Raw genomic sequence first — 22,700 nt, forward strand, 5'->3', positions numbered from 1 at the left:
GGATAAATTTAAAGTTATCCACAGTTTTGTTGCTTATTTCATCAGAACAATGTTTCCAAGCGGACAAATGTACTCACATAATGATTCCGATCTTCTCGGTGATCATTGAAATAATTTAAATCGCCTTGAACAAAAAACCATTCACGCCAAAGCGGTTGTCTCCAAGAAACAAAAGGCCCCCAACTGTTTAAGCGCAGGTCATTATTGTTGTAATAACCACCTGTATAGATACCATAGTTAAATTTGTTGTTGGCAAAGAATTGGTGCTGACGAAATATTCGGTTATCCCATCGTAAGTCATCATCTTGATCATCTGCATAGGTGAGGCTGAGTTGATCTGATAAAAAGGGTTCATTCGGACGAGCATGGATGAGTTCTAAATTGGTTCTAAGATAGTTTTCGCTTTGGCTGCCATAGCGATAGATTTGCTCAGCATTAAAACGGAAATCATTTTCTAAATCCCAATTTTTTTTCGCGCGTAAGCGTAAGTAAATGTCATCCCCTGAACGTATACCGATATCTGCATCTGTTTCAAACGGAAGTTTTTTCGAAAAGTTCGACCAACGTAAGGCAATTGATCCATTGTTATCACGTGTTTGTTTTGAATCAAATTTTTTGTCTGGGTCCTGATTTGGTTGGTTGTTGGTATTGGCAATATTATTATCAAATTCATCATCTAGTGAATCATCACCGAAGACCAAGCTAAATCTTTTCTCTAATGTGGGAAGCTTAATTTTTCCTCGAATACGAGGTTTGACTTCATAGCCATCATATTCGTTCCAATAGTTATCCAACATAAAACGAATCGTTGCAGAAGCAGGTTTATCAGGATCAACATCGCCAAACCAATCATCAATTTTCACAGAAGTGCGATCTGCCCAATTGCGAATATCTCGCTGTTTTCGATCTACCCAAGTTTTCTCCTCAGTCTCAGACATTGGTGGGACATTAGGTTGATTAGATTGTTCAGGGAGTATCGTTGGGGTTGCATCAACCCATTTGGGAATATAGTTCAGAACGCTTTCAGAGCTTTTATTCTGCGTCTCTTGAGTATCATTTTGCGAATCAGGAGTGGTTTCATCAGCAGCGTAAGTCACATTAATTGACCCAAGCGAAAGTGCCAAAATGCTGTAAAAAAGATGAGCAGATACCGTTTTTTGGAAAATATTCATAATGAAAACTTTTATATTGTTCTTAGTATCAATTTTGATTATTTCATCAATAAAATCAATACCAAGACACAAAAAGCAGCAATTCATTCATTTGGGTTTACAAGAAAAATGTATTCGCCAAAAAAGAAAAGTCATCAGCAAAATTTTGATGATGACTTAGGTATTATATTAAGTAGATCATGATAGATCTGAATTTTCTAAAGCTTGATATAAATCATTGACGGAAATAGGTTGAGCAAGGCGGCTAATGACTTGACGAATTAATTGCCATGTATAGCCATCAGTACGATCAAGCAATAGGTAAGGATAAGCTTGATCTTCGGCAGATAACTTAATCCGTTCTGCACCATGGATGACACGAATCTTTTGATGCTCTTTGAGTAAAATAATAGGAGTTAAAAAGTTCGCTGCTGTTTCCTCAAAAGGAATAAACTTTTTCGTGTTAATAAATGATGCTGGAATATATGGGTATGCTTCTTCATTACGTTGCCAAACTTGTGCTCCGTTCATAATGCATTCATTAAAAAGTGTTTCATGCTGATGATAAAATTTTTTAAATGTCGTCCAAGTGGTTTGATGAATTGAGCTTGTTCTAGTATGACGTTGATCTGTATATGCTTGTAGCACTGTAATCGCATAGTCGATACTATGCGTACCAATTAGAACCACATAATGTGAAAACTGACCTTGCTCGTAAAGTTGTTCCGCAATGAAAATTTGAGCGGTTCCCCAGTGTGGTTGCTCATCATTTTCTGCTTTTAAATAGAGCCAATCAATTTTGATATTTTGATTAATTTCATCATGTAGTTCTACACGATACAAGGACGGATATAATTTAGGATCTACGCGCTCTAGGCGGCATAATAGACCATCTAAATTAAAATCTTTGAGTGCAACAGGCTTCGCTTTATTAATATTTGCAACAGAAGGTGAGTTTTGTCTAAAGCTTGGTCTAGGACGTGTTGCCGTGACTGTGCCTGAATCACTTGAAGGCGTTACAGGTTGAATTTTTTCTTGAATAATCGCTTCGAGTTGTGACTCAAAGTTTGCAGTTTCTTTACGTAATAATGAGAGTTGTTCTTGAGCAGAAAGTGTTGTCGGTATTTCGTTATGAGCTTCTAAAACAGGGATGATGGTTTTTAATTCCTCATCAGTTCGAATAAATTCGCGACTATGCTTTTTTAACCATTCAAGTGCTTCTTGAGTTGAGGTCATCCATGGACTTTTTAAGAATGATAATGACGGACGAATGACCCATATTTGCCAATGCTGTGATTGACGTAGAGCAGCCCAACCCATATCTGCCGAAGCAAATAAGGCACTTTCAACTCTTCCCATAAAATTATAGGTTCCACGATAAGTCATTGAGAAACCATAATCTTCTAAATCTTGTTTTGAAAATTCTTCTTGTTGCATAAATTCTTTAAAAGCCGTTAGTTCATCCTGAAACAGTGGATCATTGCATGACGCACAGATATCTTTGATTCGTTGTTTCGATTTTGCAATTTCAAAAAGTGAAGCTTTATTATCATTGAGGCCAACGATCAAATGTTTGAGCTCGTCAACCAATAGTGCTTTCTCTAATACGTCCATTGCCTGTTTCCTTAGAGATAGGCTTGAGCCTGTTTTAAATAATGAATCAGTACTACATTTACAGCATTTTCGAGCAATTTATATTCAGTTGTAGTCGTCAGAGTATGCTGATGCGCCAATGCTACAAGCTGTTTTATACAAATATGTTCAGGCTGAACTTGACCACTCAATAAGGCTTGTAACTCTTGCATTTCCATAACAAAAGATTGTCACTTTATGACGATTATAGAAGAAATATAGGCAAAATCTAGAGAACGTCAATTGCTAGAGAATCTCATTTGAGGATTCTAAATCGAGATGTTGATCATGTTTTATTGGTAAAATAAAAACACTTTAAAACAATGAATCGGATAATTAGATGGTACTGCAAAAATACATCTATAAATTTATAAGCAGCTTGTGATTTCGTTCACAAATCAACTAGCTAAAAGTTGAGCAATAAGCTCATGAACTTTGTTACAGGATTTTTTGGCTGAGATAGGCGGTATTTTTTTAAAGATAATTGGTTTAAATCAACAGATTAAGTTCTATAAAGAATGAGTTCTATCTAACGATAAAACTCATCTGTAGGTTTAATTATTTAAGGTTTGATTTCGCAAGAGTCATCATTACATTGTGCAGCATCGGTCTGTTCAATATTTTGATCATCTGAATCTGCTTGCTGCAAAGCTTGTAAGAAAACTTCACGAGGTTGCGCCCCCGAAAGTGCGAGCTTTTGATCAAACACAAAAAATGGCACGCCAGTAACTTTAAGTTGCTCATGTGCAATTTTTTCATCATGACGAACAAAATCAGCGAGTTCATCTGAATCTAATACATATTCAACTTCAGCATTGTCTAAACCGATACGTGAAGCAATTTCCTCAACAACTTCACGCTCTCCAATCGCAAGACCTTCGGTCATATACGCGTGGAAGAACGCTTCTTTTGCTTCGTTTCCTAGTCCCTTACTTTGTGCAAGATGAATAATACGATGTGCATTAAAGCTATTACCTGAATTGGCTTTCTGCCATTGGAAGTCGATGCCTTCTGATGCTGCCATTGCTGCAACATTACGCTCCATCTCTTCCATTTCAGCGTAGCTTCGACCGTACTTTTTAGCTAAACGCTCTGTATTTGATGTGTCATGTTTTGCGGGTGCATTTGGATCAAGTTCAAAACTATGCCAATGGATTTCCAGCTCAATACCTGCTTCCTCAGCAACATGTTCTAAGCGTTTTTTACCGATATAACAAAAAGGGCAGACCACATCTGACCAAATATCTACACGCATGATTGATCTCTTTAATTAACATTAAACAGATAATAGGGACTGTGTACACGAATTTAAAGCGGTGTGAATGTAATGCAGCGTTACGTACACTGCAATAAAAACGATATACTATCTAAGTATTGTCTTGATTAAACTTAGATAAAACATAAAAAATATAATGAAATGAGGAGGCTTTATGCGCCGTGTATTAGTTTTGATCGGTGTGGTCGTGCTGTGTATCAGTTCATTTTTTTTCTACCAACATTACCAACAGCAGCGTGTTTTAAATAATCAAAAAATGTTCGATGTGGTTATGTCTGAAAAAATGCGTGCTCTTTATATGCAAGCACAGGATTGGTCTACCCCCGTACAGCTGGATATTCATGATGATCGTCTGTCAGGTGATTACAAAAAAATGTCAGAGTTTTTGCTGACTTATTGGATGCAAAATATTGAAGCGCGAAATCAATATTTACGTGAGTTAAAAGCTGCTAATTGGGATACATTTTTGGATGTTGAGCGTTTGGATCGTGATCGTAAGCAGGACTATGCAGAAACTGAAAAAATGCTTGCTGATGTAAGAAATATTTCCAATGAATATGGAAAACAACGTCTACAACTTCAATTGAGTTCATTGCAACAGGCAAAACAGTTGTCAATTGACGATGAAATGAAAACGTCATTATTGGCAAAAATTGAAAGCAATATCAATGCAGAAAATGCTGATGATATATTCGTTATAGAACAACAAATTATTGAAAAAGCACAGGCGATGTTTGATTTATTGAAAAAGGATCAGTGGCAGAAAAAAGGTAAGATGATTCTTTTCCCAGAAACAGCGCAAGTGAAAAAGTTTAATGCTTTATATCAAGATGTTTTAAAGCTAAATGCCAAAATGAATAACATCAAGAAAAACAATACTGAAGTTTTGGACGAGGAACTTTAAGTTTTAAAAAGACAATGATTTGATATTTAAGTCATTGTCTTTTTTAATGATCATCAATCGAAAATTTTCTCTGCCGCTTGGAAAGGTAGGCTAACGACATCAATTGCAACTGCAAAAGGTAGCAGCACCAGCTTCTCAAAAGGATTTAAGCTAGATTTTGATTGGTAACTTTCTTGCTTATTTGTGTAGATTGTAACTTGATAGGCCTTGCTGAGTGCTTTGAGTGAAGTGAGGTTGTTAGCAACAGGATACACCACACCAGCCAATTTAAGATCAAAACAGAATCGCTGTGCTTGCATACGTTCATCACTAGAACTTGAGCATTCTCTCGCACCATTTTCAATGAAAAACGCTAAGTCTTTTTTGCTTAAATCTTCTTTGAGCTTTACATAAGAAAGCGGCAGTGTGCCTGAGAAATGCCCGTCATTTTTTTCAGAATAAAAACTGAGGTCTCGCGTGATTTGGATATTTTTAGGATCAAGCTTGCTGATAAGAGTGAAGAACTGTGCACCTCCCTGAGTGAGGACATAGCTATTCTTTTGACCCGCAATCACAATGCTATCTTTAGGTAAATTTGCAGATAGTTGGGCAGGGCGACCAAAGGCAACAACATTATCTTCAACTAAAGTAACTTTGGTGGTTCGATTATAAGTTTTATGATCTTTTGTGATGAGCGTTTTGGTTGCACAGCCTGATAATAGTATCCCTGTCAGTGCGATCACACTTGTTATTTTCATTGAAGTGAACAACATCTAAGACTCCTAATGATTTGAATTTTAAAATCAAAAAAATGAATATTTATAAAACAATCAAAAGACCATAATAAAAAAAATGAGTTGAAGCTAGACGTTTTATGACTAATATGCTGATTTTTACAAAGATTACACATATTTTATAAGGGCGAATAATTTGCTATTTAGTACAAAATTTTAATGATATTTACCGTTTATCAGACCCATACTGAATCTATAACGACTTTGTTGTAACCTAATTTTATAGATTTTATTTATTCATCTTGAGCTGGTTGAAGTTTGCATATGGTGAATGATTTTTGGAGTAAGCGATGAACGTTTTAAAACGATCAGCCCTCATTTTTATTTTTTCTTCTATGATGGGCGTACCTGCTGTTTATGCTGAGGATGAAGTGGCTTCACTGCCTACGATCCGTCTCATGGCTGAATCTGAGTTACGTGAAGAAGTTGGGATTGTTCCATATCAAGAAGATAAAAATGTACGACAAGCCCTTCAACATTATCTCTATAAAGTCAATTTAGATATGCAAAATCAAGAAGTGAGTGAAAGTGTTGGAGGTCTTAATTACCAGCCTCAAGCTGCTCAACCTGATTTGTCATACGTTCCAGCGATATTACAACAATATATTTTGGCGGTGGCAAACGGTTTTCAGTCATCAGATCCAACGAATGGTGTTTTTAAAATGCTAGAACCATTGAATATCAATCGGGATAATGCAATTGATTTTCAGAATGGAACAATGAAAGTTGATCTTAGCGATCTTTTGAAATTACAACAGCAAATCCGAGATGGATTAAATCCTCCACCGAGTCCATTGTTTCCGCGTTAAAAATTTTATCCTAGCTATAAAAAATCCCCGCATATAGCGGGGATTTTTTATCTCAGTGTTGATTAAACACGTTCGATAATGGTCGCGATACCTTGACCAAGACCGATACACATGGTCGCAAGACCAATTTGCGTATCTTGTTGTTCCATCACGTTCAACAATGTTGTTGTGATACGTGCACCTGAACAACCCAATGGGTGACCCAATGCAATCGCACCACCATTCAGATTGATGATGTCTTGTTTGTCATAAACGCCTAAGCCTTTCATTACAGATAAGCCTTGAGCAGCAAATGCTTCGTTTAACTCAATCGTTTGGATATCAGCCATCGTCAAACCAGCACGTTTAAGTGCTTTTTGAGTTGCTGGAACTGGACCATAACCCATGATTGCAGCATCACAACCTGCAATTGCCATTGAACGAATTACAGCACGTGGTTTTAAACCCAATGCTTGAGCACGTTCAGCAGACATCAACAACATTGCAGATGCACCGTCAGAAAGAGCAGATGAAGTTGCAGCTGTTACTGAACCACCTTTAGGATCAAACACTGGTTTCAATGCTTGGAACGCTTCAAGGTTTGCATCTGGGCGAATTACTTCGTCGATGTCGCAAAGGATTTTGAAGCCATTGGCATCATGACCTTCTACACCAACGATTTCGTTTTTGAAACGACCTTCTTGAGTTGCAGCCCACGCACGACGGTGAGATTCAACACCAAATGCATCTTGCTCTTCACGAGAGATACCGTTCATGCGACCTAACATTTCAGCCGTTAAGCCCATCATGTTAGATGCTTTTGCATAGTGTTTAGATGCTTCAGGGTTCAGGTCGATACCATGCATCATACCGACGTGACCCATATGCTCAACACCACCAATGATGAATACATCACCTTGATTCGTCGCGATTTGAGCAGCAGCCGTATGGATTGCTTGCATAGAAGAACCACAAAGACGGTTTACTGTTTGACCACCAGCAGTTTTTGGAATATCAGCCAATAAACCAATGTTACGAGCAATGTTCATACCTTGCTCTAAAGTTTGGTTTACACAGCCCCAAATTACGTCTTCAACTTCATTGGTATCAAACTGGTTACGAGCAACAAGTGCACGTACTAATTCAGCAGATAAACTGTCGGCACGTACATTGCGGAACATACCGTTACGTGATTTGCCCATGGCAGAACGAACGCCATCAACAATCACAACGTCACGTGGATTTAAAGTAGCCATTCACGTCGCTCCTTAACCGTAGAATTTTGTGTTGTTAGCAGCCATGTCACGCAACATTTGTGGCGCTTCATAAGCCTTACCTAAGTGTGCATATTTGTCGCAAAGCGCAACGTATTCAGCAACACCAGTTTGGTCGATGTAACGGCATGGACCACCACGGAATGGAGGGAAACCTACACCCATGATCATCGCCATATCTGCTTCAGAAGCAGTTGCAACAATGTTGTCTTCTAAGCAACGAACGGTTTCGTTACAGAAAGCAAGCATCATACGATCAATGATTTCTTGGTTATCAAACTCGCGTTTTTCACCAGTAACGTAAGGAGCGATGATTTCGTATGCTGTTGGATCAACAGTTTTCGCTTTCTTACCTTTCTTATCTAACACGTATTTGTAGAAACCAACGTCATTCTTTTGACCAAGACGTTTTGCTTCATACATTGCTTCGATAGAACCTTTGTAGTCAGGCTTCATACGGTCAGGGAAACCTTCTGCCATCACTTCTGCACCATGAACACCCGTGTCGATACCAACAACGTCGATCAGGTATGCAGGACCCATCGGCCAGCCAAATTTCGCCATTACATTATCAACTTGCTGGAAGTCAGCACCGTCTTTAACAAGTAGGTCGAATGCACCGAAGTAAGGGAACAATACACGGTTTACTAAGAAGCCTGGGCAGTCGTTTACAACGATTGGTGTTTTACCCATTTTCTGAGCAAGAACAACAGTTGTTGCGATTGCTTCTTCAGAAGTTTTCTCACCACGAATGACTTCAACCAATGGCATCATGTGTACTGGGTTGAAGAAGTGCATACCAACGAAGTTTTCAGGACGTTGTAATGCTTTCGCCAAACGAGTAATCGAGATTGTAGATGTGTTAGAGGCAATGATCGTGTTTTCACGAACATGTTTTTCAGTATCAGCAAGTACGATTTCTTTAACTTTTGGATTTTCAGTTACCGCTTCGATCACGATATCCACTTCTTTAAACTCATCGTAGCTCAAAGTAGGACGGATGCGAGCAAGTGTTTCACCCATTTGCGCTGGTTTCATTTTCTTGCGTTCAACTTGCTTAGTGAGCAAGCCATTCGCTTCTTTCATACCGAGTGCAAGTTGTGGGTTACCAATGTCTTTCATGATGATTGGAGTGCCTTTGCTTGCCGCTTGGTAAGCAATACCACCACCCATGATACCCGCACCTAAAACAGCTGCTTGGTTTACAGGATGAGCACCTTTCTCATATTTTTTCGCAGTTTTCTTCACAACTTGATCGTTGATGAATAAACCGATTAATGCACCAGCTTGTGGTGTGATTGCTGCTTTAGCAAAACCTTGAGCTTCTGCTTTTAATGCATCATCACGTGTTGAGCTTGCGCCTGCTTGTAAAGAATCAAGTAATAATTTTGGAGCAGGGTACTGCGCAGGATTTGCTTTAGCAAGAACCGCACCTTTCGCTGTATTGAACGCCATCATTTGTTCAAGTGGGTTCAATTTAATTGCGTCTAATTTTTCTTGACGCTTTGCTTTCCAGTTCAAACGACCAGCAAGTGCTTGTTTAACTAAGTCAACAGCAGCTTCTTGGAGTTTGTCAGCAGCAACAACTGCATCTACAGCACCATCTTTAAGCGCAGCAGCTGGTTTCTTCGGATTCGCCATTGCCATCCATTCAACGGCATTGTCGATACCGATGACACGGCTTAAACGTACGCTACCACCAAAACCAGGATAGATACCCAATTTGATTTCTGGTAAGCCAACTTGAGCTTGCTCAGACATGACACGGTAGTCACACACTAAGCACATTTCAAAGCCACCGCCAAGTGCCATGCCATTGATCGCAGCTACTTTAGGGATATCTAAATCTTCAAAACTGTTGAAGATTTCGTGTACAGGCATAAGCCAATCAATGATTGCTTGTTCACCAGCAGCGAAATTGTCGCCAAATTCAGTAATGTCAGCACCAACGATAAATGTTGATTTGCCAGAAGTAACAACTAAGCCTTTAATATCGTTATTGGCTTTAACTGCAGCAATCGCTGCTTGGAAGTCTTCAATGGTCGCACGGTTAAATTTATTAACCGACTCACCTTGTAAGTCAAAGCGGAATTCTGCAATTCCGTCCGCAAGCATTTGGACGGTAATGGCATTGCCAGCGTGGATCATGCCTGATCTCCCTTGTTGTGGAGGATTCTGAGTTGATGTCATAAAGCCTGAGTGCAATTAAGTGCACAAAATGCTTCGCTAATCTTACGATAACTATATCCAAAAAGGACATAACAAGTTGTATCAAGCCGTGACGCTAGGGTCATCTATTCTTTTTAGGCTAAGATTTATCAGAATTACTTCATTATTATTTTTTAGAATTTTTATAAAAAACAATAATTAATGTTTTATTGTCGGTGGTCATTTATGGTGTGTTGAGGCCTTGTAAATGAAAATATAGCTCAAAACGAGCCTGAGATTGTCTTGTCAGTCATTAAACTTTTAGAAACTCTGTTTATTTCATCACTTTACGATATGTTTTTTGATGTAGTTGGCTTATTTGTTGCTTATTAATGATGTGTAGCGCTCAATTTTTATTTTAAGTTTTTGATTTGTATTTTTAAGTTGTTTTTTGAGTTGGAAAATGGATTTTTAGACTGACAAAAATTGTTAGTTATATCCATTTTTAAAGGGATTGTGAAAATGCTTGTGGCCTTGGTGTGGTAACTACAAATGTTTTGAAGGCTCAATCACTTTTTAATGTCGTCTGACTTGATTTATAGATGAAGTCGAAGACACATTCAATCAGTTTGAGCAAGGGTGGATACGGATGAAACCAACAGATCAAACATTGATGAAACAGATGCATATTTCCAGTGAGGAAATAGAGTACCGAAAATCATTACTTTCATTGACCAATAAAGAGTTAATGAGTCTCGTACAGCTTGGAATTATGTTGGAACCTTTGCTCGATCAAGTGGTTATCGAGTTTTATCAGCAACAAACGTCAGTGGTTGAAATCGCGACATTAATTGGTGATGTCGATACCTTGTCCCGATTGCAGCGTGCACAACGACAATATGTCACTGAATTATTTTCAGGAAGTTACGATGCAAATTATGTCAATAATCGTTTAAGAATCGGTTTGGTTCATAAGCGAATTGGTGTTGAACCTAAATTATATTTATCAGCGATTTATCATTTAAAAACGCGTTTGATGTCTTTGGTTTATGAGCAATTGGGGGATACTGAACAATTTCATGAGGTGAGTTGTACGCTGGAAAAACTATTTATGTTTGATATTTCACTGGTGGTCGAAACTTATGTATGGAGTCTCGTCAGTGAATTAAAAACATCAAAAGAAAAAATTGAACAATATGCCAATGTTTTAGAAGATCGTGCTCAACAAATGGAGGCACTGTCTCAGACAGATGCCTTGACGGGTTTATTAAATGTAAGACACCTCAATAGCATTTTGAATGCAACGATTTGTGCAGCAGAACATGCGCTTGAACCTGTTACAGTTGTTTTTATTGATATCAATGATTTTAAAGTGATAAATGATAGTTTTGGGCATCCACGCGGAGATCAAATTCTAAAAATTGTTGCCGATGGAATACGCTTTGTTGCGCGGTTGGATGATCATTGCTTTCGGTGTGGAGGAGATGAGTTTTGTATTATTTTTCCTCGTTGTACCGAATTACAAGCGACAGAAAGTTTTGTTCCGCGATTATTGCAATATATTCAGCAAATTGAACCCACCATTACCCTGAGTATTGGCATAAAACAAACAGATCATGTTGAGGGCTATCTTGAAGCAGCAGCTTTGCTTCATGAAGCAGATGCTCGTATGTACCAAGCAAAGAAACAATTAAAGGTGAAAAGTTAAAAAGCAGATAAACTTTTGTATCATAAGATTTTGATATTTAATGATTAATATTTTTATGTATTTGCAGGGAAGAGGAATTCATCAAAAGCGTATAGAAATTATAGGCGATGGTGTTAAAATTTGGCGATTAATTTTTTTGTGCCGATTTCAATGATTAAATGGATCATATTAGCGATCTTTATCATATCAGCGCTTTATATTCAGCGTCGTGGTAAAGTGAAGCACTCGTTTTATCGTCAATTCTTTGACCATTCAACGATTTTAGCGCCGATCAATTTCTTGATGTACATGTTCTCAAAAGTGCCGAATCAGCCTTATATTGATACTCAACATTTTAAGGACTTAAAAGTTCTAGATGAAAATTGGGAAATGATTCGAGACGAAGCAAAAGCATTGTATGAAAAAGGAGGAATTAAAGCCTCAAGTACTTACGATGACTTAGGTTTCAACTCGTTCTTTAAAACAGGTTGGAAGCGTTTCTATTTGAAATGGTATGACTCGGCTCATCCATCTGCGGCTGAACTCTGCCCTAAAACAACGGCTTTATTGAAAACACTCCCAACAATTAAAGCAGCGATGTTTACTGAGCTTGCACCTGATAGCCGTTTGGTTCGTCATCGTGACCCTTATGCAGGCTCATTACGTTATCACTTGGGTTTGATTACACCCAATGATGATCGTTGCTTTATTGATGTCGATGGTGAGCGTTATTCATGGCGTGATGGTGAAAGTGTGGTCTTTGATGAGACTTATATTCATTATGCTGAAAATAAGACTGATCAAAATCGTATTATCTTTTTCGCTGATGTGGAACGTCCTTTAAAAACACGTTTGATGGAAAAATTTAATCACTGGTTTGGCAAAAGCGTGATGACCGCTGCGAGTTCTCCGAATGAAGCAGGTGATCAAACAGGTGGTCTAAACAAAGTCTTTGGTTATGTTTATCAGATTCGTATTAAAGCGAAAGCATTAAAGAAATCGAACCGTCAGCTTTATTACTTTTTGAAGTGGTTCATTATGCTGGGATTATTTTTCCTTATTTTTATAAGACCTTATGTGTTTAAATAAGTGAAAATATAAGGCGCCCTTGAAGGGCGTTTTTTATACTTTGTTTATAAAATATTTTTAATTTCTAAAATTAAGCATAGGAAAAAATATGCAAACCTTTCGTTCAAAAATAGATTGGTGGTTCTGGGGCGTGGTGATCGCAACAACAGGCCTATTATTGCAATTTTTATGGACGATGTATGTGAAAGGAACAATGCAAGAATATCCTGAACATGCTGCTGTTTACTTATTCACGATAGTTTTGCTTTGGTGGCCGATCTTCAATACACGTTATATCGTGACAGAGAATGATTTAATCATTCATTCAATGCTATTTAAATGGAAAATAAATAAGGCTGATATTATAAAAATAAGTGCATCGAATCATTTAATTTCTTCGCCTGCTTTGTCTTTAGATCGTTTACGCATTGATTATGCAAAAAATGGCAATGTGACACATATTTTGGTTTCACCTAAAGATCAAAAAGCTTTCTGTCTTGCATTAGAACACGATTTGACTAAGTAATTATCAGGCTGTTCATTTTGCTGTATCTCTAATAATTTTATATTTTTAATTATATCAAGTGGTATAATTTTGATGGTATTTAATTCATTTTAACCACGAGAAAACATAATGAAAAAACAATTATTGATTAGTTTAAGTCTTTTAAGCTTAGTTGCTTGTAGCGATGAAAATGATGATATCTATGGAACTGTTGATCCAAAGAATAAAGCCTTTTATAGTTATGATATTGCGACGGCAAACACCTCAAATAAACTCACTAAAAAATCATATCAAGTTGATAAAAATAATGATCTTTTAATTAGTTATACAGAAACACCGAAGTTACAGACTGAAGCACTGCGTAATTTTATAACCAACAATGGAATATCAACGATATTTCCACCACAGAATACAAATGCTGCTTATATTGTGGGTCGTAAAGCAACATTTAGTGATACTGTGTTGGAATATGAACCTAGTAATTTAGAGCAAAGAACAAGTTTTAAATTGACCTATCAACTAAAGAAAATTGATTTATCTGGTTTAGATGTTTCTGATTATGTGAATTACTTTTTAACTCAAGCATCAGCTTCATCTTCGATTAGTGATGCAACCTTACAAATTATTCAGGCCTTATTATTATCGACTCAAGATAAGTTCCCGTCAGGCGCAACGTGTTGGCAAAAACAAGTTCAGTTGAGTACTCAAGATTATATTGAATCTTATCCAACACAAAATCTGTCGCATGTCAGTACCAATAGTAATATTCAAAATCAAGGAATTTGGCAAAATGCCGCGTGGACAGCATTTCAACCGAATACTGAGATGAATTTAGCTGATACCCGAATTCGCCATCAATCTCGGGAGTATTGGGGTTTTTATCACAATACAAGAGAAGTAAATGCTGTATCACCAGCAAATGAACTGGCATGTGAGTTCTTTAATGAATCGGCCTTCAAGAGTGTAGATAGAGTGTTAAGTAAAGTCTTTTGATTTGACCATGTCTTGAGTGATTCAATAAATGGATTTCAACTCAATTGACTTGAAATTCATCTATTCAGACTACATCATCAAAAGCATTACTGATAATGAAAGTCTGCTGTGAACTCAAACGCTCGTGAACACATTGAAAAAATACTTGCTCATATGACCCAATTGCCCGGCGTTTATAAAATGCTAGGCAAGGATGGCGAGCTATTGTATGTTGGCAAGGCAAAAAATTTAAAAAATCGTGTTTCGAGCTATTTTGTAAAAACCATTGAGCATCCTAAAACACAAGCATTGGTTGCTCGAATTTATGATATTGAATCGCTGGTGGTTCGTTCTGAAACCGAAGCCTTATTACTTGAACAAAACCTAATTAAACTACATCGTCCGCCATATAACATTATGTTGCGGGATGATAAGTCCTATGTATATATCTTTGTCTCAGCCGATAAACCTTTTCCACGAATTGCCAGTGGACGTGGCAAGGGCAAACATCAAATTGGTAAGTTCTTTGGTCCCTATCCAAGTGCATATAGTGCAAGAGATACCTTGCTGGTTTTACAAAAGCTATTTAATGTCAGGCAGTGTGAAAATAGCTATTTCTCACAACGAAAACGACCATGTCTTCAGTATCAAATCAAACGTTGTACTGCCCCTTGTGTTGGGTTGATTAGTCCTGAAGAATACAAAGAGGATGTTGATAACTCGATCCGCTTTTTGCAAGGTGATACGAAAGAGTTAAACCAAGAGTTGATTGGGAAAATGGAGCAGGCTGCCGCAGAGCTAGAATTTGAGAAAGCCGTTTTTTATCGTGATCGTCTCGCATTATTACGCGAGGTACAGGCACAGCAAGCTGTATTTAAAATTAAAGGTGAAGCCGATATTTTAGCAATCGCTTATCAGGCTGGTGTGACTTGCGTGCAAATTATGTATGTCCGTAATGGGCGGATGTTAGGCGGTAAGAGCTATTTCCCAGATATGTTGGGTGATGATTTAGGACAGATGTTAAGCGACTTTATTGCCAATTTTTATTTTCAGGTTGCGGATGAGGTTCCGACTGAGTTGATTGTGAATGTTGAAGTGCCTGATCGAGTACAATTAGAAGAAGCCTTACAACAAACCTTTAATAAAAAAGTTCAAATTAAGCATAAAGTGCGTGAGACCCGAGCTGAGTGGCAAGAGCTGGCGCAAATGAATGTTCAGCATGCAATTAAAGGCAAACTCAGTAATCACTTAGAGTTAAATGAGCGTTTTCATCAGCTTGAGCAAGTGGTAGGAAGACCAATTGATCGAATCGAGTGTTTTGATATTAGCCATACGATGGGTGAAGCACCAATTGCTTCCTGTGTTGTATTCGATCAGGGCGGAGCACGAAAACGCGATTATCGCCAATTTGCCATTCAAGATATTACAGGTGGCGATGACTATGCAGCGATGCGTCAAGCATTAATCCGTCGTTATAAGAAGAATATGTTGCCTGACTTGCTTCTGATTGATGGCGGTAAAGGTCAGCTGCATATGGCAATGGACGTGATGCAAGAGCTTGAGTTAGATGTATTTATGATTGGAGTATCAAAAGGTGAAGGGCGGAAACCCGGCTTAGAGACGCTTCACTTTACTGATGGTACGAAGATTCAATTGTCTGAAGATCATAAAGCATTGCATTTGATTCAGCAGGTCCGAGATGAGGCGCACCGTTTTGCGATCACGAAGCACCGCGCAAAGCGGGATAAACGTCGCAGTAGTTCCGTATTAGAGGCGATTCCTGGACTGGGTCCGAAACGCCGCCGAGATTTACTCACGCATTTTGGTGGCATTCAAGGTGTATTAAAAGCATCTGAAAAAGAACTGATGTTGGTGCCAGGCTTGGGGGAAGTCATGGCTAGGACAATTTATAAAATTTTGCATGAATAATTTGACCGATTGACCAAATTATTCACTGACTGATAAGTTAATGACCATTCACAAATCAACCAAAACATTCAAAGATAGGATGTTTTGACAGTTAAGGAAAAACAATGTCATTGCTTTCTCTTTATCAACAAATTGAACAACAAGAATGGATTGATATCCCCGCGGGATGGCTACAGGGGCGTACTGTCTTTGGTGGCTTAGTTGCTGGACTATTGGTCCAAAAAGCAATTTGTGCAGTGAATGATCCTGAAAAGCAGTTATTGAGCTGTAATGTCACTTTTGTTGGGCCTGTACAGCAGGGGCAAGCGAAATTGACAGCTGAAATTCTTCGAAAAGGTAAATCTGTTACCAGCTTAGAGGTTCGTTTATGGCAGGATGATGCGGTACAAAGTATTTTAGTTGCGAGCTTTGGTCTCCGTCGAGAATCTCGTATTGTTGTCAATCATCAGCCGCAAGTTCCAGATTACCCAATGCCAGATCAGCTCGAAAAAATGGTCTATCTAGAAGGATTAATGCCTGAATGCTTACAACAGTTTGAATTGTGTTGGGCGGAAGGAAGCTATCCGATGGCAGGGAGTAAAGTTCCAGACTTTGGTGGGTGGAGTCGTTTCTCACCTCAGCAACATTCAAATCGTGAAATGTATTTGGCTGATTTATTTGCATTGATGGACGTATGGCCACCAGGCGTCTTGCCGATGTTTAAAACGCCTGCACCTGCAAGTTCTTTAACATGGCATATTACTTATCTTGATCCGATTGCGAATCAAATCCAAGATTGGTTCAAATACAAAGTCGTGACACAAGTTGCTGAGCATGGTTATTCAACTGAGTATGCCTATGTCTGGGATAGTCAAAACCGTTTAATTGCGGTGCTCCGACAGACAGTTGCTGTCTTTGCCTAGTCGACACTGCGCAGCATTTCGTATAAAGTTGCTTACAGTTGGATACAATCTCGGCACATCCTTTGTGCGACATGCATATTTGATGCGAACAACATGGCGGTGTTTATGAGTACAGGGCGAATCCTGAACATTCCGAATATTTTGACTTTGGCGCGCATTGCCCTTATTCCTGTTTTTTTGGTGATTGCTTATTGGCCACCAGCGATTGGAATTGCTGAGCATCATGGGGGAATGATGCGGCATATGGTGCTGACAGCCATTTTTGTGCTTGCAGCAGTGACAGATTGGTTTGATGGTTATCTCGCAAGAACCCTTAATCAGACATCTGCTTTTGGGCGTTTTCTAGATCCAGTTGCTGATAAGTTAATGGTCGCAGCGGCGTTGATTGTACTGGTGCAATGGCAACCCACCATTTCGATGGCATTTGCTGCAATCGTGATTATTTCTCGTGAAATTACCGTATCGGCTTTACGAGAGTGGATGGCAGAGCTTGGTGCGCGTACCAGTGTTGCAGTATCAACCGTGGGGAAATACAAAACAGCATTTCAAATGATTGCAATTAGTGTGTTTTTACTCAATTGGAAGCCATTGGAAATGTGGGCTTATGCTTTATTGTACGCCGCAGTAATTTTGACTCTGTGGTCGATGTTTATTTATATGAAAGCAGCATGGCCGTATTTGAAACAACCGTAAATGTTGTACTCGATATACTTTAATTAAAAACTTAAAATATTAATAAAATCATAGCATTCACTTGGTCTGATTTGATCATGTGAATGCTAAAAACGATGAATCAGGAAAATAAATTAATGTCATCTCTACTTTATTTATCTAATCAAGCGTTATATCAACTGCAAAATCAGCAATCACAAAGTATTGATTGTCATGCGGTGAGCCAATATAAGAAAAATTTGCAAGAAATTAAGCAACGTAAGCAATGGAAAACCACAGGTACAGGTGCGCAATTCATGGGCTTGCGTAATTATGATGATCCTGATGAGCTAGCGCATATTTTTCCTGTAGATGCGGTGTTGACGAATGAACAGCAGATAATTTATGCAGCTCGATTGCAGGACGGCTGTGCGATTTATATCAAATCATTAGCAGCCCTAGAACAGCCTGAATCTTTGGTACTGCGTAATAATGAGTTTATTGTCCATCATCTTGATTATGATACGCAGAATCAACGCTTAATTTTATCTGCAAGCAAAGGTTATGCTTTTGAACGTCATTTATGCGTTCTGGGTTTAGCTTCAAGTCGTATTCAATATATTACCGAGGGGGATTGTCAGGATGAGCATCCATGTTTTGATCCTGAAAATCCCAATGTTGTTTATTACGATAGCTGTGGTTTTGCCTATGATCATCAGGGTAATGTAAGTATTGGCCCTAAAGAAATTTGCCGTTTGGATCTCAAAACAGGGGAACTTGAAACAATCCTAAGTGACCCACGTTATGATTTTTATAAACCAAAGGTGGGCAAGAATGGGCAGTTATATTATTTAAAACGACCATATCAAGGTCAAAATTATAGTGGTAGCTCTATAAAAGATATTTTGATGGCGCCGTTTAAAATTTTACGCGCTATTTTTGGTTGGTTAGATTTTTTCACACAACGCTATACAGGTGAATCTTTAAAATCGACCTCTGGTGCCAACCCTGCTAAGGCAAGACAAAAATCTGAAGAAGAATTATTTGTCGAAGGTAACCTAATCAAAGCACAGAAGACATTACAGCAAAATCAAAATGCAGGGGAAAAGTTTGCAGGAGTGATTCCACGTAATTGGGAATTAGTTCAGCAATCTGCATCAGGTGAGCAAAAGGTTTTGAAGAAAGGGGTACTCAGTTATGCGCTTGGTGCGGATGATTCAGTGTATTACTCCAATGGTAAGTACCTAATGTCAATCAATGCGGATCAAACTGAACAGATGTTAGTTGAAGCTAAATTGATTCATAAAATCATGTGCTAAATATTAACTATGATCTTGAGGCCTTCTTTTTAGAAGGCTTTTTTATTTTTAGATGGCAAGAAAAAAGCCCATAACAACGATGAGCTTAGTTCTCTGAGGAAAGTCATGCTCTTTTGGGAGAGTATGCTGAAGAACATAATCATAATATGAGAATATGTTGATATTTACAACGGTGAAAAATGTAAATATTTTTTAATATTCTCAAATATAATTAATTTGGTTCTCTGAAAGTGTTGCAAACTTATGCTCAATTTGTGCTGCATTGTTTTGTAAGATTTCAATTAACTTCTGAATATTTAGAAAATCGAAACGGTTTTTAGAGGCCACCAACGTGAGCGCAATCGGGGCTTCTTTATTCGAGAAGCGAATAGGTACGGAAAGACCACAAACAAGAGGGTCAATCTCACCTTGTGATAAATAGAAGCCTTGCTTTTTAATTTTTCGCATTTGTTGAGTGAATTCATCTAAGTTATTGGCAAAGCCAACTTGAGCCAACTCTTGAGTGAACTGTTGGTAATAAGCTTGTATCCGTTGCTTGGTGAGGTGTGCGATCACAATCTTAGGCGAAGCACCCACATATACAGGACGTGGACAACCACGACCATAAGAGATCAGCTCAGCCTCTTTGAACGTCTCATGATGTAGGTCAATGCAGTAATCATGATTTAAATAAGTGAGTAAGCAACATAATTCTGTGCGCTCAACGATATCACGCATAAAAGGGATGCTGATTTGTACCAGCGGATCAGTACTATGCGAAATATAGTCTAAAACTGCAATCTTAGACCCTAAAGTGTAATCACCAGAAGTTCCACTAATACGCTTCAACATATCACTAGAAACAAGTTCTTTGAGATAACGATAGGCCGTTGGTTTGGATAGACCAAGCTCATCACAAATGATATCGACATTGATAATCGGACGTGACACTGAAAAGAGATCCAGTACAGTGAGAATTTTACCAAAACTCGAAATTGCCATGATGGGTTGTCTACTCCTAAAAAAACGTGAAACTCGAACTTTTATTGCTTTATAACAGAAAAGCAGAACAGCGTGTGTGGACTTTTAAAACTGATCATTTTTAATCAATAGATTTTGGTTGAAATTGAGAAAAAAGATAAATTTTATAAGGTTTATTCTAGATTAAATTTAAGAATTATCAAATAGTGATAATTTATCTTGACTATTCTGCTTTGTTTTGAAAAAATCAACAACACAATGTCTTATTTGGATAATTATTTTTAAGCAAATTGTCCAAACATTGTGTATCACTCCAAATAATTAGTTCTCTATCACGCTGATTTGAAGTCTTTCGAATCAACAAGCGTGTGTGCATTTCATTATTCTGATAAGGAAATGTGCAAGAGGCTAATTCAGCATTGAGAATAGTTCATGATCCTTAAGCAGTTGTTGGCTTTTAGACCGAGCCAGCTCGACATCATTTTTGCGTGCAAAATTTTTGTGGCAGGTATGCTGGCGCTGTTTATTTCATTTGAACTTGATTTGATTAATCCAATGTGGTCGATTGGAACGGTCATGATTATTGCAAGTCCATACTCAGGTATGGTGTCTTCAAAATGTGTTTATCGCTTAGTAGGCACAGTTGCGGGCGCGATCATTGCTTTATTATTGACACCTCATTTTATTAATACGCCGTGGTTATTCACGATCATTTTATCTTTATGGGTAGGATTTGCCTTATACGTGTCCCTATTAGACCGTACCCCTCGCAGTTATGTGTTCATGCTGGCGGGTTATTCAACGGCAATGATTGTCTATAACGCGATTACTTATATTGATACCTATAACATTTTTGATATTGCGCTTGCTCGCGTACTCGAAATTTCAGTTGGTGTCATTTCCACAGCAGTTGTTTCTGCAACACTTTTTCCTGTGCATATTGGCACGATGATTAAACAGCGTGTTAATAAAACACTGAATGATTTAGAAAGTACTTTTGAAAAGTTGATCACTGCGCAAGAGTCTTCAGAAAATTACACACAAATTTTGTCTGTGATTACTCGAGATGCATCAGATATTCATGCACTAGCAGTACATTTGAATTATGAAAAAGGTGAGCTTAAAGGCATGACCAAGCCGTTGCAGGAAATGCTGCATCAGGTTTCGTTAGTGGTTGCAAATCTGGTGGCTTTGTCTCAACGAGTCAAACAGCTTGAGCAAATGCAGTTGATGAATTTAATGCCGCATCTCAATCTGATTCGACAACATACCTTGGCCTTCCTCAAACAGGATAGAACATTAACACCAAATGACTTACTGACACTGCCAGTAGATTTTGAACATGATTTTTCTGAACTTATGAATTTAGCGACACCTGAGCAAAAAATCGTGTTGGGTGCGTTAAAAATGGATGTGCGTCATTTCATTAGCAACACTTTAGCTGTGAAATTGTTATGGCAACAGATTCAACAAGGTAAAAAAGAAATTCCTGCTGAAATCACCGCAATTACCACTAAATATCCAAGTTTGCATCGTGATCATGGTATTGCGATTCGTGGTGGGATTAGTGCAGTATTGATTACTTTTATTGTGACTGGGGCGTGGATTTTATCTGGCTGGAAGGCTGGTTTTATGATGGCGCAAATGGGCGCGATCACGGCTTGTATTTTGACAGCATTGGATAATCCTGTGCCTGTACTGCGTATTTTTATTTGGGGCAGCATTGTTTCTGCTGGTTTGGTGTTCTTATACGCTTTTGGAATATTTCCGCATATTACCCACTTTTGGCAATTGGCGTTGGTTTTATTTCCAGTGTTTCTTGTTGCAGTCAGTATGATGGCAAATCAGATGTTAATGCCTGTTGGGATGGTGCTTGGGATTAACACCATGATGGGGTTGAATCTCCACAATAAATACACGATGGATGCGGTGTCCTATTTAGATAGTTCATTCGCCATGATCCTAGGTGTGTTGGTTTCGTTAATTGTGATTGATTTGGTTCGTGCGGTTTCTCCAGATGCCAGTGCAACACGTATTTTGGCTTTACATTATCAAGCGATGCGACAAGCGCTGCACATGCCTTATGGTAGTGACTTTAAAATTCATCTACGCAGTATGTTAGATCGGGTTGGTGTACTGAATACCAAGATGGTACAGGATCCTGAAATTAAGGCTGCAATTCAAAATGCATTGATCGAAAGTAGCTCAATCGTTGATTTGGTTCGCTTACAAGAGATTAGTCAAAAGTTACCGCAACTTGTGGAGTTGCAGCATGAAGTGACCGTTTTACAAAACCAGCTTGCTGCGTATTTCCACTCACAAGAAAAGCAAATATCAAGTTGGCATTTTCCTTTGCAAATCGTACAACAAGTGAATCAACTACAGCAGCTTGCTCAGCAGATCGAAGATGATGAGCTACGTCAAAGATTACTAATTTCTTTAAATAATATTTGTAAAAGTATTGGGCATGTTTCTGCTGAAGATATGCACGCAGAAACGTCTGGTTTTGGTGTGTCTCATGGGTGAAATTAACGTTTATGGGATCTATTTCCCGATCCTACTGGTACAGGCTGTGATTGCTTATGTGCTGTTTAAGCTTCTGACGCCACTAACAGACCGTCTAGTGCAAAAAGGTTGGATCGCATTACCAAGTATTTTTAACTTATGTTTTTACTTGGGTCTCATGTTGTTGGTGCATTGGTTGTTTGTTTGGTTGTGGGTTTAAGGTCTGTTTAGACGCTGTTCCTGAAATTAATGATTT

The 22,700-nt window shown here is 38.3% G+C and carries 20 protein-coding genes; 12 read left to right on the forward strand and 8 right to left on the reverse strand.

Annotated elements, in window-relative coordinates:
• Positions 1-41: 41 nt before the first annotated feature.
• The 4 genes from IO68_RS23460 to IO68_RS23480 form a co-directional block, all read right to left on the reverse strand.
• A complete protein-coding gene (locus IO68_RS23460; RefSeq protein WP_007480154.1) occupies positions 42-1,172 on the reverse strand; it encodes a hypothetical protein in 1,131 nt (376 codons plus the stop codon).
• A 177-nt stretch (positions 1,173-1,349) separates the two neighbouring features.
• Complete coding sequence (locus IO68_RS23470) at positions 1,350-2,765, reverse strand: hypothetical protein (RefSeq protein WP_007480152.1); 1,416 nt, start codon at positions 2,763-2,765, stop codon at positions 1,350-1,352.
• 11 nt (positions 2,766-2,776) lie between these two features.
• Positions 2,777-2,962, reverse strand: coding sequence for a hypothetical protein (locus IO68_RS23475; protein ID WP_004876437.1), 186 nt, complete (start codon positions 2,960-2,962; stop codon positions 2,777-2,779).
• A 383-nt stretch (positions 2,963-3,345) separates the two neighbouring features.
• On the reverse strand, positions 3,346-4,038 hold the full coding sequence (locus IO68_RS23480; RefSeq protein WP_007480151.1) for a DsbA family oxidoreductase: 693 nt from the start codon (positions 4,036-4,038) through the stop codon (positions 3,346-3,348).
• A gap of 175 nt (positions 4,039-4,213) precedes the next feature.
• Between IO68_RS23480 and IO68_RS23485 the strand changes: the two genes are divergently transcribed.
• A complete protein-coding gene (locus IO68_RS23485; protein ID WP_007480150.1) occupies positions 4,214-4,963 on the forward strand; it encodes a hypothetical protein in 750 nt (249 codons plus the stop codon).
• 53 nt (positions 4,964-5,016) lie between these two features.
• Here the strand turns inward: IO68_RS23485 and IO68_RS23490 are convergent, their stop codons facing one another.
• A complete protein-coding gene (locus tag IO68_RS23490) occupies positions 5,017-5,715 on the reverse strand; it encodes a hypothetical protein (protein WP_007480148.1) in 699 nt (232 codons plus the stop codon).
• A gap of 311 nt (positions 5,716-6,026) precedes the next feature.
• Here IO68_RS23490 and IO68_RS23495 point away from each other — a divergent pair, with 311 nt between their 5' ends.
• Complete coding sequence (locus tag IO68_RS23495; RefSeq protein WP_007480146.1) at positions 6,027-6,545, forward strand: hypothetical protein; 519 nt, start codon at positions 6,027-6,029, stop codon at positions 6,543-6,545.
• Between the two features lie 62 nt (positions 6,546-6,607).
• Here IO68_RS23495 and fadA read toward each other — a convergent pair whose 3' ends face one another.
• Both fadA and fadB read right to left on the reverse strand, forming a co-directional pair.
• Complete coding sequence (fadA, locus tag IO68_RS23500; RefSeq protein WP_004876444.1) at positions 6,608-7,780, reverse strand: acetyl-CoA C-acyltransferase FadA; 1,173 nt, start codon at positions 7,778-7,780, stop codon at positions 6,608-6,610.
• Between the two features lie 12 nt (positions 7,781-7,792).
• Entirely contained in the window at positions 7,793-9,946 is a 2,154-nt protein-coding gene (fadB, locus tag IO68_RS23505; protein WP_004876445.1) for a fatty acid oxidation complex subunit alpha FadB, read from the reverse strand.
• Positions 9,947-10,595: 649 nt separating this feature from the next.
• On the opposite strand from fadB, the gene IO68_RS23510 reads away from it, so the two are divergent.
• The 8 genes from IO68_RS23510 (at position 10,596) to IO68_RS23545 (ending at position 18,979) form a co-directional block, all read left to right on the forward strand.
• The gene (locus tag IO68_RS23510; protein ID WP_007480143.1) at positions 10,596-11,654 is read left to right on the forward strand and encodes a diguanylate cyclase domain-containing protein; all 1,059 of its coding nucleotides are present in this window, start codon (positions 10,596-10,598) and stop codon (positions 11,652-11,654) included.
• 150 nt (positions 11,655-11,804) lie between these two features.
• Complete coding sequence (gene lpxO / locus IO68_RS23515; RefSeq protein WP_004876448.1) at positions 11,805-12,722, forward strand: lipid A hydroxylase LpxO; 918 nt, start codon at positions 11,805-11,807, stop codon at positions 12,720-12,722.
• Between the two features lie 88 nt (positions 12,723-12,810).
• On the forward strand, positions 12,811-13,227 hold the full coding sequence (locus IO68_RS23520) for a PH domain-containing protein (protein ID WP_004876449.1): 417 nt from the start codon (positions 12,811-12,813) through the stop codon (positions 13,225-13,227).
• 108 nt (positions 13,228-13,335) lie between these two features.
• Complete coding sequence (locus IO68_RS23525) at positions 13,336-14,199, forward strand: hypothetical protein (protein ID WP_007480138.1); 864 nt, start codon at positions 13,336-13,338, stop codon at positions 14,197-14,199.
• 108 nt (positions 14,200-14,307) lie between these two features.
• Positions 14,308-16,107 carry an excinuclease ABC subunit UvrC gene (gene uvrC / locus IO68_RS23530; RefSeq protein WP_007480137.1) on the forward strand — a complete coding sequence of 600 codons (1,800 nt, stop codon included), beginning with the start codon at positions 14,308-14,310 and terminating at the stop codon, positions 16,105-16,107.
• Positions 16,108-16,211: 104 nt separating this feature from the next.
• The gene (locus IO68_RS23535; RefSeq protein WP_007480136.1) at positions 16,212-17,009 is read left to right on the forward strand and encodes a thioesterase family protein; all 798 of its coding nucleotides are present in this window, start codon (positions 16,212-16,214) and stop codon (positions 17,007-17,009) included.
• 105 nt (positions 17,010-17,114) lie between these two features.
• Positions 17,115-17,702 carry a CDP-diacylglycerol--glycerol-3-phosphate 3-phosphatidyltransferase gene (gene pgsA / locus IO68_RS23540; RefSeq protein WP_004876453.1) on the forward strand — a complete coding sequence of 196 codons (588 nt, stop codon included), beginning with the start codon at positions 17,115-17,117 and terminating at the stop codon, positions 17,700-17,702.
• A gap of 116 nt (positions 17,703-17,818) precedes the next feature.
• Complete coding sequence (locus tag IO68_RS23545; RefSeq protein ID WP_031234772.1) at positions 17,819-18,979, forward strand: hypothetical protein; 1,161 nt, start codon at positions 17,819-17,821, stop codon at positions 18,977-18,979.
• 201 nt (positions 18,980-19,180) lie between these two features.
• Here the strand turns inward: IO68_RS23545 and IO68_RS23550 are convergent, their stop codons facing one another.
• On the reverse strand, positions 19,181-19,960 hold the full coding sequence (locus tag IO68_RS23550; RefSeq protein WP_007480130.1) for an IclR family transcriptional regulator: 780 nt from the start codon (positions 19,958-19,960) through the stop codon (positions 19,181-19,183).
• Positions 19,961-20,371: 411 nt separating this feature from the next.
• Here IO68_RS23550 and IO68_RS23555 point away from each other — a divergent pair, with 411 nt between their 5' ends.
• Positions 20,372-22,465 (forward strand): FUSC family protein, encoded by a 2,094-nt coding sequence (locus tag IO68_RS23555; protein WP_023013124.1) that lies wholly within the window; start codon positions 20,372-20,374, stop codon positions 22,463-22,465.
• Positions 22,458-22,664 carry a DUF1656 domain-containing protein gene (locus IO68_RS23560; RefSeq protein ID WP_023013125.1) on the forward strand — a complete coding sequence of 69 codons (207 nt, stop codon included), beginning with the start codon at positions 22,458-22,460 and terminating at the stop codon, positions 22,662-22,664. Before IO68_RS23555 ends, IO68_RS23560 begins: the two co-directional genes overlap by 8 nt.
• The last annotated feature ends 36 nt before the right edge of the window (positions 22,665-22,700 follow it).

The sequence above is a fragment of the Acinetobacter sp. COS3 genome (genome assembly GCF_000475335.1).
Classification (GTDB): Bacteria; Pseudomonadota; Gammaproteobacteria; order Pseudomonadales; family Moraxellaceae; genus Acinetobacter; species Acinetobacter venetianus.

What these genes read in the sequence shown, in the direction of transcription:
- IO68_RS23460 (WP_007480154.1), bottom strand. Translation starts at nt 1,172, where the DNA reads ATGAATATTTTCCAAAAAACGGTATCTGCTCATCTTTTTTACAGCATT.
- IO68_RS23470 (WP_007480152.1), bottom strand. Translation starts at nt 2,765, where the DNA reads ATGGACGTATTAGAGAAAGCACTATTGGTTGACGAGCTCAAACATTTG.
- IO68_RS23475 (WP_004876437.1), bottom strand. Translation starts at nt 2,962, where the DNA reads ATGGAAATGCAAGAGTTACAAGCCTTATTGAGTGGTCAAGTTCAGCCT.
- IO68_RS23480 (WP_007480151.1), bottom strand. Translation starts at nt 4,038, where the DNA reads ATGCGTGTAGATATTTGGTCAGATGTGGTCTGCCCTTTTTGTTATATC.
- IO68_RS23485 (WP_007480150.1), top strand. Translation starts at nt 4,214, where the DNA reads ATGCGCCGTGTATTAGTTTTGATCGGTGTGGTCGTGCTGTGTATCAGT.
- IO68_RS23490 (WP_007480148.1), bottom strand. Translation starts at nt 5,715, where the DNA reads ATGTTGTTCACTTCAATGAAAATAACAAGTGTGATCGCACTGACAGGG.
- IO68_RS23495 (WP_007480146.1), top strand. Translation starts at nt 6,027, where the DNA reads ATGAACGTTTTAAAACGATCAGCCCTCATTTTTATTTTTTCTTCTATG.
- fadA (WP_004876444.1), bottom strand. Translation starts at nt 7,780, where the DNA reads ATGGCTACTTTAAATCCACGTGACGTTGTGATTGTTGATGGCGTTCGT.
- fadB (WP_004876445.1), bottom strand. Translation starts at nt 9,946, where the DNA reads ATGATCCACGCTGGCAATGCCATTACCGTCCAAATGCTTGCGGACGGA.
- IO68_RS23510 (WP_007480143.1), top strand. Translation starts at nt 10,596, where the DNA reads ATGAAACCAACAGATCAAACATTGATGAAACAGATGCATATTTCCAGT.
- lpxO (WP_004876448.1), top strand. Translation starts at nt 11,805, where the DNA reads ATGATTAAATGGATCATATTAGCGATCTTTATCATATCAGCGCTTTAT.
- IO68_RS23520 (WP_004876449.1), top strand. Translation starts at nt 12,811, where the DNA reads ATGCAAACCTTTCGTTCAAAAATAGATTGGTGGTTCTGGGGCGTGGTG.
- IO68_RS23525 (WP_007480138.1), top strand. Translation starts at nt 13,336, where the DNA reads ATGAAAAAACAATTATTGATTAGTTTAAGTCTTTTAAGCTTAGTTGCT.
- IO68_RS23535 (WP_007480136.1), top strand. Translation starts at nt 16,212, where the DNA reads ATGTCATTGCTTTCTCTTTATCAACAAATTGAACAACAAGAATGGATT.
- pgsA (WP_004876453.1), top strand. Translation starts at nt 17,115, where the DNA reads ATGAGTACAGGGCGAATCCTGAACATTCCGAATATTTTGACTTTGGCG.
- IO68_RS23545 (WP_031234772.1), top strand. Translation starts at nt 17,819, where the DNA reads ATGTCATCTCTACTTTATTTATCTAATCAAGCGTTATATCAACTGCAA.
- IO68_RS23550 (WP_007480130.1), bottom strand. Translation starts at nt 19,960, where the DNA reads ATGGCAATTTCGAGTTTTGGTAAAATTCTCACTGTACTGGATCTCTTT.
- IO68_RS23555 (WP_023013124.1), top strand. Translation starts at nt 20,372, where the DNA reads ATGATCCTTAAGCAGTTGTTGGCTTTTAGACCGAGCCAGCTCGACATC.
- IO68_RS23560 (WP_023013125.1), top strand. Translation starts at nt 22,458, where the DNA reads ATGGGTGAAATTAACGTTTATGGGATCTATTTCCCGATCCTACTGGTA.